Annotated in this window: 11 protein-coding genes; 4 read left to right on the top strand and 7 right to left on the bottom strand. The window is 73.8% G+C overall.

The window, feature by feature from the left end:
- From ABD317_RS22035 to pgfA, 4 genes are all read right to left on the bottom strand, one after another.
- On the bottom strand, nucleotides 1–4,277 hold a 4,277-nt coding region (locus ABD317_RS22035), incomplete at its 3' end, for an alpha-(1->3)-arabinofuranosyltransferase domain-containing protein (protein WP_344291664.1).
- A complete protein-coding gene (locus ABD317_RS22030; RefSeq protein ID WP_344291663.1) occupies nucleotides 4,274–5,008 on the bottom strand; it encodes a class I SAM-dependent methyltransferase in 735 nt (244 codons plus the stop codon). The genes ABD317_RS22030 and ABD317_RS22035, both read right to left, overlap by 4 nt.
- Nucleotides 5,009–5,013: 5 nt before the next feature.
- Nucleotides 5,014–6,213: a glycosyltransferase gene (locus ABD317_RS22025; RefSeq protein WP_027755411.1), complete on the bottom strand. Its 1,200-nt coding sequence runs from the start codon at nucleotides 6,211–6,213 to the stop codon at nucleotides 5,014–5,016.
- Nucleotides 6,214–6,393: 180 nt separating this feature from the next.
- A complete protein-coding gene (gene pgfA, locus ABD317_RS22020; RefSeq protein WP_344291661.1) occupies nucleotides 6,394–7,407 on the bottom strand; it encodes a cell envelope lipid trafficking protein PgfA in 1,014 nt (337 codons plus the stop codon).
- A 122-nt stretch (nucleotides 7,408–7,529) separates the two neighbouring features.
- Here pgfA and ABD317_RS22015 point away from each other — a divergent pair, with 122 nt between their 5' ends.
- The gene (locus ABD317_RS22015; protein WP_199789032.1) at nucleotides 7,530–7,673 is read left to right on the top strand and encodes a hypothetical protein; all 144 of its coding nucleotides are present in this window, start codon (nucleotides 7,530–7,532) and stop codon (nucleotides 7,671–7,673) included.
- Nucleotides 7,674–7,910: 237 nt separating this feature from the next.
- Here ABD317_RS22015 and ABD317_RS22010 read toward each other — a convergent pair whose 3' ends face one another.
- The gene (locus tag ABD317_RS22010; protein ID WP_344291660.1) at nucleotides 7,911–9,968 is read right to left on the bottom strand and encodes a SpoIIE family protein phosphatase; all 2,058 of its coding nucleotides are present in this window, start codon (nucleotides 9,966–9,968) and stop codon (nucleotides 7,911–7,913) included.
- Between the two features lie 106 nt (nucleotides 9,969–10,074).
- On the opposite strand from ABD317_RS22010, the gene ABD317_RS22005 reads away from it, so the two are divergent.
- The 3 genes from ABD317_RS22005 to ABD317_RS21995 all read left to right on the top strand — a co-directional run bounded on the left by ABD317_RS22005 (nucleotide 10,075) and on the right by ABD317_RS21995 (nucleotide 12,343).
- Entirely contained in the window at nucleotides 10,075–10,563 is a 489-nt protein-coding gene (locus tag ABD317_RS22005) for a GNAT family N-acetyltransferase (RefSeq protein ID WP_344291659.1), read from the top strand.
- A gap of 140 nt (nucleotides 10,564–10,703) precedes the next feature.
- The gene (locus ABD317_RS22000; RefSeq protein ID WP_027755407.1) at nucleotides 10,704–11,504 is read left to right on the top strand and encodes an IclR family transcriptional regulator domain-containing protein; all 801 of its coding nucleotides are present in this window, start codon (nucleotides 10,704–10,706) and stop codon (nucleotides 11,502–11,504) included.
- Between the two features lie 2 nt (nucleotides 11,505–11,506).
- On the top strand, nucleotides 11,507–12,343 hold the full coding sequence (locus ABD317_RS21995; protein WP_344291662.1) for an SMP-30/gluconolactonase/LRE family protein: 837 nt from the start codon (nucleotides 11,507–11,509) through the stop codon (nucleotides 12,341–12,343).
- Between the two features lie 42 nt (nucleotides 12,344–12,385).
- Here the strand turns inward: ABD317_RS21995 and ABD317_RS21990 are convergent, their stop codons facing one another.
- Nucleotides 12,386–14,734 carry an alpha-glucuronidase family glycosyl hydrolase gene (locus ABD317_RS21990; protein ID WP_344291658.1) on the bottom strand — a complete coding sequence of 783 codons (2,349 nt, stop codon included), beginning with the start codon at nucleotides 14,732–14,734 and terminating at the stop codon, nucleotides 12,386–12,388.
- Between the two features lie 96 nt (nucleotides 14,735–14,830).
- Nucleotides 14,831–15,990, bottom strand: a 1,160-nt coding sequence (gene xynC / locus ABD317_RS21985) for a glucuronoarabinoxylan endo-1,4-beta-xylanase XynC (RefSeq protein ID WP_344291657.1), incomplete at its 5' end; no start/stop codon positions are given.

Here is a 15,990-nt window from a genome sequence, read left to right as displayed (position 1 = left end):
GGACCGCCCGCGGCGCCCGCCGCACCCGCACCCGCCGCACCTGCACCGGCGCCGTACGCCGGGAACGCGGCCGTCTCCGCCTCCGGGTCGACGCCCGGGGCGTGCCCGGTCTCCTCGCCGGCCGGCTCCGGCCGCTCCGCGGTGACCAGCGCCGCGGCCAGCGCCAGCACCGCGAGCGCCTGCGCCACCCCGCTGAAGGCCCCCTCGTCCATGCGGACAGCCTCGCCCGCGCCGGTCAGCGCCGCAACACCCGCGCCGGCCATCGCCACCAGCGCCAGCGGCGCCAGCTGCCCGGCCGTGCTCCGCGCCAGCAGCGCCAGCGCCGGCACGATCAGCGCGTACGGCCCGGCCACCACGGCGACCACGGCGGTGAGCACCAGCGCGCCCAGCACCCAGCCCGGCGCCGGCGGCGCGGGCTGCGGGACGACGGCCTCGCGCCGCCCGGCGCGCACGAACCCGAGCCCGAGCAGCGCCAGGATCGCGGCGATGCCGGCGAAGATCCCGGCGTCGTACCAGACCGCAGGCTCGTACTCCAGCTTCACCTCGCCGGCGAGGTCCGACGGCACCAGGAAGCCCTGCTGCCAGCCGTCGAGCCGCACCGACTCCAGCTCCTCGCCGTCGAGGGTGGCCTTCCAGCCGTCGTTGTAGTTCTCGTACATCGTGAGGTACGTGTCCTCGCCCTCGCCGACCGTGACGGCGCGCTCGTCGCCCGCCCAGTCGGTGGCCTCCACCGTGCGGCTGTCCGCCGCCGCGGCCGGCTCGCCGCGGGTCAGCGTCAGGTCGGTGACCGCCAGCGGCCCGCCGTCGCCGGCGGCGACGGCGTGCCGGCCGTCGTCCAGCGGCAGCGGGGCCGCGGCCTCGCCGTCACCCGGGCACAGCTCGATGTCGACGGGCCGGCGGTCGACCAGGTCGCCCAGCGTGCCCTCGGCGCGGGTGTTGAGCAGCTGCCCGTCCACCGACACGGTCGGGCCGCGGCCGCACTCCAGCGTGAAGGGCTCGTCCTTGTCGACGGGCTCGGTGCGCAGGTCCTCCTCGGCGTCCTCGCCGAGCGCCGGGACGTAGACCTCGGTGAGGCCCACGGGCAGCTGCACGTCGCGGTCCGCGAACGGGTTGTGCACCGCCAGCGACTCGGTCTCGGTGACCTTGATGTCGAGCCGGTCGGTCATGACCGGCGGGATCCGCACCCAGCCGTTGTCGTCCACGCCGACGGTCTGCGCCCCGGTCGGGGTGCTGACCTCGACCTCGGTCGGCCGTGCCGACAGGCCGCCGGCCGGCGCGAGCACGAACTCGCTGATCTCCGCCTCCTCCGGCCAGGTCAGCGTGAGCGACTGGTCCGCGCCGGCGATCCAGGCCGTCGTCAGGTCCGTGTCGACCAGGTTGCGCGGGCTCAGCTGCGGGCTCAGCGGCAGCGTGGAGCCGGCGGTGACGTTGATCCGGTCCTCGTCCGCGGCGCCCAGCTCGTCCAGCAGCGCGTCGAGTTCCCCGCCCTGGACGGGCATGGCGCGCCCGGTGACGGTGTAGTCGCCCCGGCCGGACTCGAAGCGCCGCTGCAGGCCGGTCTCGGCCGCGGCGGGGTTGAGGCCGCCGAGGTCGCTGCCCCGGTGCAGGGAGATCTGCTCGGCGTCGGCCGTGACCTGCCGCGCGTCCGCGGGCAGCTGCAGCTGGCGGCGCACCGGCGAGACGCCGGGGATCTCGACCTCGGAGAAGCCGGCGCCGGCGAAGCCGGTGCGGTCGCCCTCGGTCTCGCGGATGGTGATCCGCAGCCACTCCGCCTGCCCCGCGGGCGCCTTGACGGTCTGCGTACGGCCGCCGGTCTGCAGCGTGCTGACCTCGCTGCCGCGCGCGGTCTCCACCTCGACCTCGACGGGCTCGGGGCGGATGCCGCCGCCGGGCAGCGGCGTCAGGTCGACCGTGCCCTCCAGGTTCGTGGGCTCGGTGAAGTCGATCTGCAGCCACTCGCCCGCGGAGGTGTCCGGGTTTCCCTCGGCCCAGCCGGTCTGCGGCACGCCGTCGAAGGCGTTCACCGGGTCGAACTGCGGCAGGTGGAACATCCAGTTGCCGCTGGTCGACGCGGTCACCTCGGCGGCCCCGTCGAGGACGGCGGTCGTCTGGTGCTCGACGCCCTTCTCCGGCAGGATCATCCGCGGCTCCTCGCCCGGGTCCTGCAGGCTCTCCGGCGGGTTCTTCCCGTCCTCGGTGTAGGTGTACGAGGTGTTGTTGTTGACCACGCCGAACCGGGTGTCGGCCCGGCGCAGCCCGTCCGCCTGCACCTTCACCGCCGGCTCGGCGACACCCGGGTGGGCGTCGCCGGCGAGCACCGCCGGCCGGCCCTGCCAGCCGGGGTCGGCGGACAGCGGCAGCAGCGACTCCGGGCCGCCGCTGAGGACGGCGGTGCCGGCGGCGTTGAGCGTGCCGGCCGGGCCCGGGCGCAGGTCCTCGCCGTCGGCCGGCTGGTAGATCTCCACCGCCCGCTGGCGCGAGTACAGCCCCTCGATCTGCAGCGGCGTGCCCTCCGGGATGCGCCCGCCGGTCAGCTCCGGGCCGAACTCGGCGACCTTCTCGTAACCGGACGACTCCAGCGTCTGCTTGACGGTGGTCGGCGGCACGTAGCCGACCTGGTCCGGGTCGAGGTCGTTGCGCACGACGACGTAGTGCAGACCCGCGCGGGCCAGGAACGGCTGCAGCCCCGGCACCTCGCCGCCGGTCATCAGCGCCTGGTCGACGGCGTCCATCGCGCGCCGCGAACCGGCCGTGCCGAACGGCACGTAGTCGCGCTGCGCCCAGCGGGACTCGGCGAGCACGTCCAGCGGCTGGTCGATGGGCTTGCCCCACTCGTACGTGCCGTGCGCGGTCGCCGGCACCACCAGGGCGCGGCTGTCGGGGGAGTACTCCTGAAGCCAGTCCGCCGTCTGCTCCCAGTGCCGGGGCAGCTTGTCGAACGCGCCCGGCTGCAGCACGTCGCCGTTGGCGTACGGCAGCAGCAGCCCCGGCAGCACCACGAGGGACGCGATCGCGGGCACCCACGCGCTGCGCCGCGGGGTGGCGCGGGTGCCGCGGCGCTCGGCGGCGACCGCGACGGCGTGCGTGAGGCCGAGGGCGAGCGCCAGCGCCAGCCCCGGCTGGAACTTGTAGATGTTGCGGAACGGGCTCAGCCAGCTGTCCAGCGCGTCCTGCACGCCGTCGGCGAACGGGGCGCCCAGCGCGCCGCCGTAGCCGGCCAGCGTGACCAGCGCGACGACCATGACGGTGAGCACCAGCCAGCGCCGCTCGGGCAGGTCGCGGCGGGCGAGGCCGGCGAGGCCGAGGCCGGCCGCGAGCGCGGAGGAGACGATCGGCAGCCAGCCGGTGGCCACGGTCCAGCCGCCGGGCAGCCACTCCTCGCCGAAGTTCAGGTACGCCACCCAGTTGCCGGTGCCGCGCAGCACCTCGGTCGCCGACATGGTGGTCGTGGTGTTCTGCGCGGTCTCGATGAACGGCAGGAAGTTCTCGCCGTACACGCCGAGCAGCAGCAGCGGCACGATCCACCACAGGCAGGCCAGGACCACCCCGGGCAGCCACCACGCCAGCAGCCTCGTGCGGCGCGGGCCGGTGCGGGTGCACACGTACAGCAGCGCGGGCAGCAGCGCGGCCAGCGTGGAGGCCGCGTTGACGCCGCCCATGAACGGGATGACCAGCGCCGAGCGGGCGGCGGCGACCCGCGGGGCCAGCCGCTCGTCGAGCAGCGGAAGCAGCACCCACGGCAGCACCGCGCCGGGCAGCGCGCCGGCGGAGGTGGAGCCGACGATGACGGTGAACACCGGCCACAGCGCGTACGCGGTGGCGCCCAGCAGCCGGGTGCCGGAGGTGCCGAAGCCCAGCCGCTCGGCCAGCCGCAGCGCGCCCCAGAACGCGGCGGTGACCACGAGCGACAGCCACAGCCGCTCGGCCAGCCACGTCGGGATCTGCAGCAGGTCGGTGAGCAGGTAGTACGGCAGCATCGGGAAGGCGTAGCCGAAGTACTGGTCGTGGATGCCGCCGAAGCCGTTCTGGTCGTGCCACAGCTCGCCCAGGTCCCCGGCGAACTTCCACGGGTCGGCCACCACGCCGAGCTTCGTCTCGAACGTCATCTTCCCCGCGGAGGGGATGAGCCAGGCGACGAACGCGAGCGCCCAGAAGCCGAGCGGCCAGCGCCAGCTGCGCCGGTTCCCGGGGGGCCGCGCCTCCGCCGGCCCCGCCGGGGGCGGTGGCGAGTAGGGCCGGCCGGGCGTGGCCGGCTGCGCGGGGAGGGTGGAGGTCATGGGCACCGCCGAAGTATGAGAAGAAGGTTCCAGGTGGCGAACTCGCGTACGCCGGGGACACGGACGACGGCCTCGGCGAGGAAGGGCCAGTAACGGGAGCGGGCCGCGACGACCTCGACGTCGTCCCGGGCCCGTACCGCCTTGAGCGTGGGGCCTATGTGGAGGGGGAAGAGGTTCTCGCCCAGGGTGTGCTTGGGGTCGCGTCCGGTGCGCCGCGTGTAGCGGCGGCGCGCCCGGTCCGCGCCCAGGTAGTGCCAGGGCGCCTGCTCGTGGCCGCCCCAGGGGGAGAGCCAGTTGGTGAACGCCACGTACAGCAGGCCGCCGGGTTTGGTGACCCGGATCAGCTCGCTGAGGAAGGTCTCGGGGTCGGCCACGTGCTCCAGCACGTTGGAGGAGAACGCGACGTCGGCGACGCCGTCGGCGAGCGGCAGCAGATAGCCGTCGGCCACCACGGCTCCGGTCTTCACGTCCGTCCCGCCGCCCGCTCCGGACATCTCGCCCGCGTCGCAGTCGAAGAGGTACGCCTCCGCGCCGCGGCTGCGGAACTCCTCCGTGAACCAGCCTCCGCCGCCGCCGACGTCGATGACGAGCCGGTCCCGGAGCGGGGTGATCCGCTCGACCTGGTCCGCCGCGTCCCGGGCCAGCAGGCTGTACGCGTGGGCGGGGTCCTGCTGCTCCTTCATGAAGGCGCGGAAGAGAGCGACCGACCGCCGCATGGAGGGGTCCCGCACGGCGCTCATCCCCCCCGCTTCCCGTGCTGTCCGGCGCGGGCCACCGCCTCGTCGGCGACGGCGCGGAAGTCGCGTACCGTCGCCGCCCAGCTGAGCCGGGCGGCGCGCTGCCGGGCCGCGGCGCCGAGCGCGGCCCGGCGCTCCTCGCTGAGCGCCAGCGCGCACCAGTGGGCGGCGAACGCGCTCTCGCCGCGGGCCAGCACGCCGGTGTCGCCGTCGCGTATGGAGTCGCGCAGGCCCGGGATGTCGAAGCCGATCGCGGGGGTGCCGCGCACCGCCGCCTCGGTCACCACCAGGCCCCAGCCTTCGACCAGCGAGGGGTGCAGCAGCAGCCAGGAGGAGGCGAGGAGGCGGTGCTTCTCGCCCTCGGAGACGTGGCCGGCGAACGTCACGCCCGGCCCGGCCATGGCCTCCAGCCGGCCGCGCTCGGGACCGGTGCCGACGATGACCAGCCGGCCGCCGGTGACCGGCCGCACCCGCTCCCACAGCCGCAGCAGGAGGTCGATGCGCTTGTACTCCACCAGCCGGCCCATCGCCAGGAACAGCGGTTCCGGCGACTTGGGGGGCAGTGGGCCGGGGTCCTCGACGCCGTTGTGCACCACCCGTATGCGCTTGGGGTCGACGCCTATGCCGCGCAGCGCGGCGGCCGTGGAGGAGGAGACCGCGACCAGCAGGTTGCCGCGGTGCGCGCCGGCGAGCGCCCAGTGCTCCAGGCGGCGGCCCAGCCGGGCCAGCGGCCCGGGGTAGCGCATCGACCACAGTTCGGTGTGCACGTGGTTGACCAGGCAGAGCGACGGGCCGCTGTGCCACAGCGGCGCCAGGTAGGGCATGCCGTTGCAGACCTCGACCAGCAGGTCGGTGCCGCCCACGTGGCGGGACAGCGCGCGGCGCGCGCGCAGGAAGTGCCCGGCGTCGCTGCCCGCGGAGACCACCCGGTAGTCGCGGTACGCGGCGGGGCCCCCGCAGACGAGGGTCACCTGGTGGCCGTGGGCGGTGAGGCCGCCGGCGAGCCGGTCCACGAGCAGTTCGGAGCCGCCGGCCGCGGGATTGCCGAGGTCGCGCCGGGCGAGGAAGGCGATGCGCCGGGCGGCGTGGGCCCCGGCGTCCCGGTCGGCGGGCGCGCGGGAGCCGGCGGTGCCGGCCGGCTGCGGGGGCGTACGCCGGAGCGCGTCCGCGTCCAGGGACGGGGGTACGTGCTGGGGCATCGTCGCTCCAACTCGTCTCAGGGTGCGGGCAGGTGGTTCAGGGCGGGCTTGGGCGGGAGTCTGGGGATCGTTCGTGGGGTGCGGCATGGCGGTCGGGGAGGGGTCGTAAGGCGAGGGGGTGACGGAGGCGCCGGCCGGGGGAAACCGGCGCCCCCGCCACGGGGTGGGGGGTGGGGGGCATCAGGCCGCGACCGGCTGGGGCGGGACCCCGTCGGGCTCCCGGTCGCGGTCCGGCTCGTCCGGCCGGCCGCGGCGGGCCAGCAGCACGGCGCCGGCGCCCGCGAGTACGAAGCCGGCCACGAGGGCGGCGACCGGCAGGGTCTCGCCGACCAGCTGCAGCCTGCTGCTGTCCTCGTCGGCGAGGTCCACCTGCTCCTGCTGGGTCTCCTCGGTGAACGCGATGCCGTCGCTGTGCAGCAGGGTGACCTCGTCGGTACCGCCGCCGGGCTGGCGCAGCGTCTTCTTCGGCGCGATGGAGGCGTAGATGATCCGGCCGGTGCGCTCGTCGGCGACCAGCTCGATCTTCTCGTTGGCGTACCACTCGTCGGCGAACACCTGGTCCTTGTCGGGCAGCCCGACCATGGCCCCGGGTACCTGCCGGGTGCCGGTCTTGACCGGCTCGACCTTGCCGGTGAAGGCGAGTCCGGTGTAGCCCTGGATCTCCTTCGTGCCGTCGTACCGCAGCGCCACGACGTCCTGGGCGGTGCTGTCCCACCAGCGGTAGGTGTGCTCCTTGTCGACGTCGAAGGGGAACTTCAGGTACGCGTCGCCGCCGAACCGGTTGCCGTCCACGCCGGTGTTCTCGTCGCAGCAGTGCTCCGGGAGGTTGGTCTCCCGGTCCATGACCCACCGCTCGGTGGTGAACTGGAACGCCTGGCGCGGATCGTCGATCTCCCTGGTCAGCGGGGTGTCGATGGCGGTGGCGGCGTCCCAGACGGCGGTGTCGTCGTCGCCGGCCGCGACGTCGCCCAGCACCCGCCGGACGATGGTGATCTCCTGGTTCTCGCGCTCCTTCTGCGCGTCGGCGTCGTAGAAGGTCCCGGTGCCCTCGTAGCGGGTCGTCGAGTCGATGTCGACGGGATTCAGCTTGGCCCGGGGCTCGACGTAGAACGCGAGCATGGGGGCGAGCACGAGCAGGAAGACGCCCAACCCCAACAGAACGAGGGACAGGGGTGACGCGGTACGGCGGCTCATGCTGCACTCCCGGCAGGGGCTGGTTTACGACGCTGGTTTGTCACCGCGGTGCAAGTTCTACGGGTCGGTAACGTACGGCTGTGCTTGACAGGGTGTCAATGCTGCTCCCACACTCAGCGTCCATGCAGAACCGACTGGTAGCCGCCGTGGTGACCAGCGTCGCCGCCGCCGCTCTCGCCGTGGGCGCAGCCTTCGGCATGGTGGCCGCGCTGACCGCCACGCCCGAGCAGCCCAACGTCCCGCTCATCAGCTTCGACGGCCGCTGACCTGGTACGAGTCCCCGTCGCGCCAAGGGCGCGGCGGGGGCTTTGCCATGCCCGCGCGGGCCCGGCCGCGGACGCCGGGACACGCCGCGACACGCCGTGGGGCAGATGGCGAAAAATTGTCGACCAGATGACAAGTAGTCACCGTCCGGTGGCGCGTCGCGGTGGTCTTCCGGCCCCCGGCGGCGCGGGCGGCGGGGCAGCGGAACCCCGGCGGAACCCCGGGGGACCCGGCGGAACTCAGCCGAACTCGGCCCACACGCACTTGTCGTTGCCGCGCGGCTCCACGCCCCACACGTCCGCCAGCCGGTCCACCAGCAGCAGGCCCCGGCCCGAGACGCCCGCCTCGCCCGGTTCGCGGCGGTGCGGCAGCGCGCTGGAGCGGTCCTCGACCTCGACGCGCAACCGGCGCCCCGGGCCGCTGAGCGGCCGGATCGTCACCGCCGCCGGGCCGTCCGTGTGCAGCAGCGCGTTGGTGATCAGCTCGTCGGAGACCAGCTCGATCTCGTCCGCGCGCTCCCCCGCGCCCCAGGAGCGCACCGCACCGCGGATCATGTGCCGGGCGGCGGACAGCGCGTCGGGGTCGGAGGGCGGGATGAACTGGCGCAGCCGGCCGCCGGGCTCTGCGGTGCCGCCCGCGGTGCGGCGGAGCATCACCAGCGCCATGTCGTCCTCGATGTCCCGCTCGTCCACCACGTCGCACAGCCGGTCGGACAGCTCCCCGATGTCGCGCGGTCCGGTGCGTACCAGCTCCGCCAGCTGCGCCAGGCCGTCGTGCAGGTCGGTGCCGGGCACCTCCACCAGGCCGTCGGTGCACATCAGCAGCGCGTCGCCGGGGTCGAGGGCCAGGGCCGTCACGGGGTAGTCCAGCGGGCCGAACGTCGCCGAGAGGCCGAGCGGCAGCCCGCCCGGCACGGGCAGCCAGCGGCAGCGGCCGTCGGCGTGCCGCACCAGCGGGTCGATGTGCCCGGCGCGGACCAGCCGCAGGGTGCCGGTGGCCAGGTCGATCTCGGCGTACGTGCAGGTCGCGAAGCGCTCGGTGTCCAGCTCGTGCAGGAACTCCGAGGCCCGGGCCATCACCGTGCCGGGCGCGTGCCCCTCGCCCGCGTACGCCCGCAGCACGATGCGCAGCTGCCCCATGACCGCGGCGGCCTGCGTGTCGTGGCCCTGCACGTCGCCGATGACAACGCCGACGCGACCGCCGGGCAGCGAGATCACGTCGTACCAGTCGCCGCCGATGTCCTGTCCCTCGTGCGCCGCCCGGTAGCGCACGGCGATCTCGGCACCGGGCACCTCGGGGATGCTGCGCGGGAGCATGGCCTGCTGCAGGTCCTCGGCCAGGTCGTGCTCGCGGTCGTGCAGCTTGGCGCGCTGCAGGCTCTGCCCGATGCCGCTGCTCAGCGCGACGAGCAGGTTGCGCTCCTCCGGCGAGAAGGCGGTCTTGCCGCGGTAGGACAGGCCCAGCGCGCCGATGACGCGCCCCTCGGCGATCAGCGGCAGGTACGCGGCGGAGTCGATGCCCATGGCCTCCGCGTACGGGTAGAGCCGCGGGTAGGCGGCGGCGAACTCGGCCCGGGAGAGCACCAGCCGCGGCTGGCCGGTGCGCACCACCTCGCTCAGCGGCAGCCCGGGGTCGTCGACCCGGGAGTACTCCGTCAGCGGCGCGTCCACCCCCTGGCCGCGGGCGACGATCGCGATCCGCCCGGCCTCCACCAGACCCAGGACCATGTTCACCGCGCCGAGCCGGGCCAGCCCCTCCGCGCCGCCGAGCACGTCGATCACGTCGGGCACGGTCCGGGCGTCGGCCAGCAGCGCCGTGGTCAGCTCCACGACGCTGGTCTGCCGGCGCCGCTCCCGGTCCAGCGCGAGCTGCTGCGCGGAGTAGTTCAGCTCCAGCGTGGCGTCGCGGACCATGCCGATGATGCGGTGGGCCGTGCCGTCGTCGTCGCGCAGGATGGTGCCCTGGGTGTGCGTCCAGCGGGTGGTGCCGTCGCGCAGCCGCACCTGCATGTAGGCGCCGTACGCCGGGCGGCCCTCCGCGATGGCCCCGCTCACCATGGCCTCCAGCCGCGCGCCCTCCTCGGCCGTCACGCGGCCCGCCAGGGTGCGGGGGTCGCCGTCGTACTCCTCCGGCCGCAGGTCGAACACCCGCAGCGCCCCGTCGTCCAGGTACATCTGCCCGGCGTCGAGGTCCCAGTCGAAGCTCCCCATGTGGTTGAGCTCCATGCTGAGGTCCGCGTGCGCGGGCCAGTCGCCTGCCTCCGGGGCCGGCGTCGCCGTGCCTCCCCGGTCGCTCATGCGGCTACTTTCGCACCTTTTGTACGAATATTCGAGTGGGCCGCCGGCCCGCTCGGCGCGGGACAAACGGGTGGCGCCGCCCGCGCCGCCCCGGCATCCTGACCCCATGCTGATCAGGGACGCCACCGCCGACGACTGGCCCGCCGTCTGGCCCTTCTTCCACCGGATCGTCGCCGCCGGCGAGACCTACGTCTACCCGCCGGACCTCAGCTCCGAGCAGGGGCGCGCGCTGTGGCTGCTGCCGCCACCGGACCGTACGACCGTCGCGATCGACGACGAGGGCCTGATCGTGGGCTCGGCGAAGATGAACACCAACCGCCCGGGCAACGGCGACCACGTCGCCAGCGCCAGCTACATGGTCGACCCGGACCGGCACGCGCGCGGCGTGGGCCGTGCGCTCTGCGAGGACTCGCTCCGCTGGGCCCGGGCGCGGGGCTTCCTGTCGATGGAGTTCAACGCGGTGACCGAGACCAACATCCACGCGGTCAAGCTCTACGAGTCCCTCGGCTTCCGCATCACCGGCACCCAGCCGCGCGCGTTCCGGCACCCGGCCGAGGGCCTGGTCGGCCTGCACTGCATGCACGTGGACCTCTGAACCCGCGGACACCGAATCCCCGCACCCCCCATTGCCCGTCGTGGACCCGGGCGTTACGCTGCGTTCGTCATTTCGATTGCTGATCGATATTTCGGATGACGGAGACGGTTCGAGGGGCGGCAGAGAGGGTGGGGAGCGCAATGGGGCGACTGGTACCGGCCGTGACGCGTGCGCTCGACATCCTGGAGCTGTTCCTCGACCGGGACACGACGCTCTCCGCGCCCGAGATCACCCGCAAGCTGGGCCTGCCCCGCACCACCGTGCACGAGCTGGTCACGACCCTGGCCGCCCGCTCCTACCTCAGCGCCGTCCCCGGCCAGCCCGGGCGCTACCGGCTGGGGGTGCGCACGTACCAGCTGGGTAGCACCTACGGCGAGCAGCTCGACCTGGCCGCCGAGGGCCGCGAGGTCGCCCGCGAGGTCGCCGAGACGTGCGACGAGACGGTGCACATCGCGATCCTGGAGGACACCGACGTCATCTACATCGCGAAGGTCGACAGCACCCGCGCGGTGCGGATGGTCTCCGCCGCCGGGCGCCGGCTGCCCGCGCACTGCACCGCCGTCGGCAAGATGCTGCTCGCCTCGCTGCCCGAGCAGGCCCTCGACGCCCGGCTGCCGGAGAGCCGCCCGCTGGCGGCGATGACGGACCGCAGCCTCACCTCCGTACGCGAGCTGCGCCACCACCTCGCCGCCGTCCGGGAGCGCGGCACCGCGGTCGAGGAGCGCGAGTCCAACCCCGACGTCAGCTGCGTGGCCGCGCCCGTGCACGACTCCGCGGGCCGGGTGGTCGCCGCGCTCAGCATCTCGGTGCCGATGATCCGCTGGAGCGCGGAGCGCCGGGACGAGCTGGCGGAGCTGGCCGCGAAGGGCGCGGGCCGGCTGTCCGAGCGCCTGGGCCACCGGGGCCCGGGACCGCTGACGACCCCCCGAGGAGCCAGGTGACGATGCTGGACGTGGCCGTACACACGCGCGCCGAGTTGGGCGAGGGGCCCACGTGGGACCCCGCGGCCGGCCGGCTGATCTGGGTGGACATCCTGGGCGCCCGCATCCACGGGTACGAACCCGCCACCGGCAGGCGCACCGTGCAGGCCACCGAGCAGCACGTCGGCGCCGCCAAGCCGCGCGCCGGCGGCGCCGGCTACGTGGTCAACCTGCGCGACGGCGTCGGGCTCTACGATGCGGACGGCGCGTTCCGCTGGCTCGTGCACGAGCCGGTCCCCGGCCGCCGCGGCAACGAGGCGATGGTGGCCCCCGACGGTGCCCTGTGGGCGGGCACCATGCGCTACGACGCCGCCCCCGGCGGCGGCACCCTGGCCCGGGTCACCGGCGACGGTGCGCAGACCGTCGTCCTGGACGACGTCGCCATCAGCAACGGCACCGGCTGGAGCCCGGACGGCCGGCTGATGTACTACGCCGACACCCCCACGGGCCGGATCGACGTCTTCGACACCGACGGCGCCGGGCTCGCCGGCCGGCGCCTCTTCGCCGCCGTCGAGGACACCCCGGGCACGCCCGACGGGCTCTGCGTCGACGCCGAGGGATACGTCTGGGTCGCGCTGTGGGACGGCGCCGCCGTCCGCCGCTACGCCCCCGACGGCGCCCTGGACCGCACGGTGGACGTGCCGGTGCGCCGCCCCACCTCCTGCGCGTTCGGCGGCCCGGAGCTGACCGACCTGTACGTCACCTCCTCGTCGCTGGACGACGCGCACCCGCTGGCGGGGTCGGTGCTGGTCCTGCCGGACGCGGGCCGCGGGCTGCCGCAGCCGCCGTTCGCGGGGTGAGCCCCCGCCGGCCCCGCGCCGGCACGTCCGCGCGCCGGCGGGTCAGCCCGGCTCGCGGATGTCCCGGCCGCTGAACCGCTGCCAGTAGCCCACGCAGGTGTCCCGCCAGTCGGCCGCGTCCGTCTCGTGGAGCGCCAGCTTGGCCTTGACCTCGGCGAAGCGGCGGGCGTCGATCCGGGACTCCAGGGAGTCCCAGGCCCGCCGCATCCCGCCGACGTACCGGACGCCCGAGTAGTAGTGGTGGACCAGCTCGTCCCAGAAGATCCTGCCGCTGCTCATGGGGTGGTCCCAGGGCACGTGGTGGAACCACATCATGAGGTTCTCGGGGACGGTCCCGATGTCCCCGTACCTGGCCGCCAGGACGGGGAAGTACTGGGCGGTGAGGTCGCTTCCGGTGGGGGAGCGGTCGTAGCCCAGGCCGACGCTGTCCGCCTGGTTGTAGTAGACGGGGTTCCAGTCCTCGCGCGGGAGGTGCGACTCCGAGGGGCCCGGGCCGTAGTGCACCCCGGCGGTGAACTGGTGCCCGATCCCGAGCGGGGTCTGGTAGCTCACCAGCGCCTCCCAGGAGCCCATCATCATGGAGACGATCACGTCGACCACCTCCCGGCTGTTCCCCCACGTCATCCGCACCCAGTCGGCGGCGATGTCCCCGGAGTCCAGCGTCCAGTCCCAGGCCTGGCGGCCGAAGGCGTACAGGTTGGCCTGGGAGAAGTGGTGCCCGGTCAGGTTGTCCGCGTTGCCGAGGTTGGCCACGCCGACGACGGCGGTGTCCGAGTGGTCCTGCGCCGTTCCGTCCACGACGTGGCCGACCAGGCGCTTGTCGAGCAGCTGACCCTGCTCGTCCGTGGCGTACGTGTCGGTCTTGAAGATCTCCTCCCACATGGGGGCCAGGAAGCAGAGCATCCGGTTCTGGCCGGTGTACTCCTGGGTGATCTGCAGCTCGATGGCCTGGTTGGTGTTCTCCATCCGGCCGAACATCGGGTGCACCGGCTCCCTCGCCTGGAAGTCCAGGGGGCCGTTCTTGGTCTGGAGGAACACGTTGTCCCGGAAGCGGCCGGTGCTGCCGTCGGGCTGGGGCTCGTCGTCGATGTGGCCGAACTCCAGGTAGGCCCGCTTCAGCCGGTCGCTGTCCACGTCGGGGTTGTAGACGAAGGTCCGCCAGTAGATCTTCAGGCCGAGGGGGGCCACGGCGGTCGCCATGCCGTTGGCGCCGTCGCCGTGGTCGTAGCCGAAGTCCTGGGGGCCCGGCTGGCCCTCGGAGTTGGCCTTGACGGTGAAGCCGACGAAGTCCGGTATGGACTCCTGTATCCGGCGGGCCCTGCGGGTCCACCAGTCCTGGAAGTCGGCGTCGGTGGGGGCCATCTGCTCCTCGGTGAGCGTGTCCGGCGCGAACCGGCTGTCCAGGGGTGCCGCGTACCTGATGGAGAGGGCGAGCCTGATCCCGTACGGCCGCAGCGCGTCGGCGAGGGCGGCCTCCTGCGCGATGTACTCGTCGGTGAGGTAGGAGTTGTCGGCGTTGACGTTGTTGATGGTGATGCCGGTGATGCCGACGGACGCCATCGCCCGCGCCGCCACGAGGTAGCGGTCGAGGACGACGGGCAGGTTCAGCGGGGCGCCGGCGCCGGTGGCGGCGAAGTTGAAGATCGCGCCGTTCTCCCCGTTCAGCCCGCCCGTTCCCGACTCGTCGTTGCCGGCGTACAGGCGCTCGGTGTCCCAGTAGTTCAGGTGGCGGTTGACGACCTTCGGGCTCTCGGCCAGGTCGAGGTCGGCAAGGGAGCGGTGCGTCTGGATGCGCCGCAGGAACGCGAACGTGCCGTACAGGGCGCCCACGTCGGTGCGGCCCGCGATGACGGTGAACGTCCGCCGCCCCTGCACGACCGACCGGAGGACGTAGCCGTCCCGGCCGACCCGCTCCAGGTCGCCGGCCGGGACGAGCCGGCGCACGGCCGGCGAACTCTCCCGGGTCCCCACGACCACGGCGCCGTCGGGCAGGGCGCGCCCCGGCCTGTGGACCACCCGCACCGGGCGGTCCAGCAGCCCGCCGAGCCCCCGGACCAGTTCCTCCCTGGCCGCCTCCAGGGTGGACGCCATCAGCCGCTCGGTCGATCCCGGGGCCATGCTCAGGTCCCGCGTGTGGCGGTAGGACTTGTTCCGTCCGGCGTTCTCCACGACGACGGCGGTGGCCTGGCACCGGTACCGCCGGAGCAGGTGCGGGTCGGCGACCGGCACGTAGCGCAGCCACATGGCCGAACCGTCGTAGTCGTCGTCCCGCCGCGCGGCGCTGCCGGCGGGGGTCTGCCCGGCCAGCGCCCTCGCGGTACCGCCCGCGCCGGCCCCCAGCGTCACCCCGGCGGTGACCGCACCCACGAAACCCCGTCGACTCACGGACATGATCCCGACCTGCCCCTCGCTCGCTCGGTTCGCCAAGAATTCTGTTCACGTACATGAACCCCGTCCGGGCGCGTCCGCCCGGACGGGGCGTGCCGGTCAGGCCGTCGTGCTGAACGTCGTCACGCTCTGCGCGGGAAGCGTCGCGGTGAAGGTGCCGTTCGACGCGCCGGCCGATCCCTGGGACGCCACGGTCCTGCTCGCGTCCGTCAGCCAGGACGAGACGCCGGACGCAGAGCTGTTCACGACGGAGAACTGCTGGCTCACGGCCGCCGTCCCCTTGTTGACCGCGACGATGACGACCGTGGCGCCGCCGAGGTACGCCGAGACGTAGACGTCCGGCGCCGGGTTCGCCGTCGCCTCGACCCGCACGTACCCGGGGCGTACGAACCGGGCGAAGTGCGCCATGGCGGCGCCGCGCTTGCTGATCCGGCCGTCCTCCCGCATGGGGCCGTAGTAGCGCCGGATGTACCACCAGACGTACGCCTGGAACTCGCCGTCCACCAGGGCGCGGTGGACGTGCTCGCCCACGTCGAGCGCCTGGGGCCACAGGTCCGCGGAGTCGGAGCTGTTGGGGTGGTAGACCTCGGTCATCCAGAGTTCCTTGCCCCCGCCCTTCTGCCGGAAGAGGGGGTAGGGGAAGTCCGCGAACGACGTGCCGTAGAGGTGGGCCCCGAGGATGTCCACGTTGGCGAGCGCCGCGGGGTCGTTGAGGATCGGGTCCGACATCTCCTTCCGGTACTGGAAGGACTCGGGCGCGATGACCCGGGTGCCGATCGAGCCGGCGTTCTCCCGCAGGAACCGGACCATCTCGGCGGGGGTCCACCAGGTCCAGTCGTGCGCGTAGTCGGGCTCGTTCTGCACCGATATGCCGTACAGGTCCACCCCGTTGTTCCGCAGGTGCGCGCGGAAGTCCTCCAGGTGCCGGGCGTAGGCGCCGTACATGTCGTACCGCAGGCGCCTCGCGTCGGTCTGGTTGCCGCGGACGAAGGTCTCGACCATGTGGGCGGGGGGATTCCAGGGCGACGCGATGACGGTCGCGCCGAGTTCGGCGGCGCGCCTCGCCGTCGCCGCGTCGCGGCTCCAGTCCGCCTGGTTCTCGGGGACGGGGATGCGCAGCACGGAGAAGCCCAGCCGCCCGTCGCCGACGCCGAAGGCCGTGTCCCGCTGGGCGGCCGTCAGGTCCCCGATCCAGGCCGTGTGGTTCATGCCGCCGAAGCCCCGGATCGTCTGCCGCCGCGCCGACGGGTCGACGACCG

Source organism: Streptomyces synnematoformans, assembly GCF_039531005.1.
GTDB classification, from domain to species: Bacteria; Actinomycetota; Actinomycetes; order Streptomycetales; family Streptomycetaceae; genus Streptomyces; species Streptomyces synnematoformans.
This window is presented reverse-complemented; position numbering and strand designations above follow the sequence as displayed.

What these genes read in the sequence shown, in the direction of transcription:
- ABD317_RS22025 (WP_027755411.1), bottom strand. Translation starts at nt 6,213, where the DNA reads ATGCCCCAGCACGTACCCCCGTCCCTGGACGCGGACGCGCTCCGGCGT.
- pgfA (WP_344291661.1), bottom strand. Translation starts at nt 7,407, where the DNA reads ATGAGCCGCCGTACCGCGTCACCCCTGTCCCTCGTTCTGTTGGGGTTG.
- ABD317_RS22015 (WP_199789032.1), top strand. Translation starts at nt 7,530, where the DNA reads ATGCAGAACCGACTGGTAGCCGCCGTGGTGACCAGCGTCGCCGCCGCC.
- ABD317_RS22010 (WP_344291660.1), bottom strand. Translation starts at nt 9,968, where the DNA reads ATGAGCGACCGGGGAGGCACGGCGACGCCGGCCCCGGAGGCAGGCGAC.
- ABD317_RS22005 (WP_344291659.1), top strand. Translation starts at nt 10,075, where the DNA reads ATGCTGATCAGGGACGCCACCGCCGACGACTGGCCCGCCGTCTGGCCC.
- ABD317_RS22000 (WP_027755407.1), top strand. Translation starts at nt 10,704, where the DNA reads ATGGGGCGACTGGTACCGGCCGTGACGCGTGCGCTCGACATCCTGGAG.
- ABD317_RS21995 (WP_344291662.1), top strand. Translation starts at nt 11,507, where the DNA reads ATGCTGGACGTGGCCGTACACACGCGCGCCGAGTTGGGCGAGGGGCCC.
- ABD317_RS21990 (WP_344291658.1), bottom strand. Translation starts at nt 14,734, where the DNA reads ATGTCCGTGAGTCGACGGGGTTTCGTGGGTGCGGTCACCGCCGGGGTG.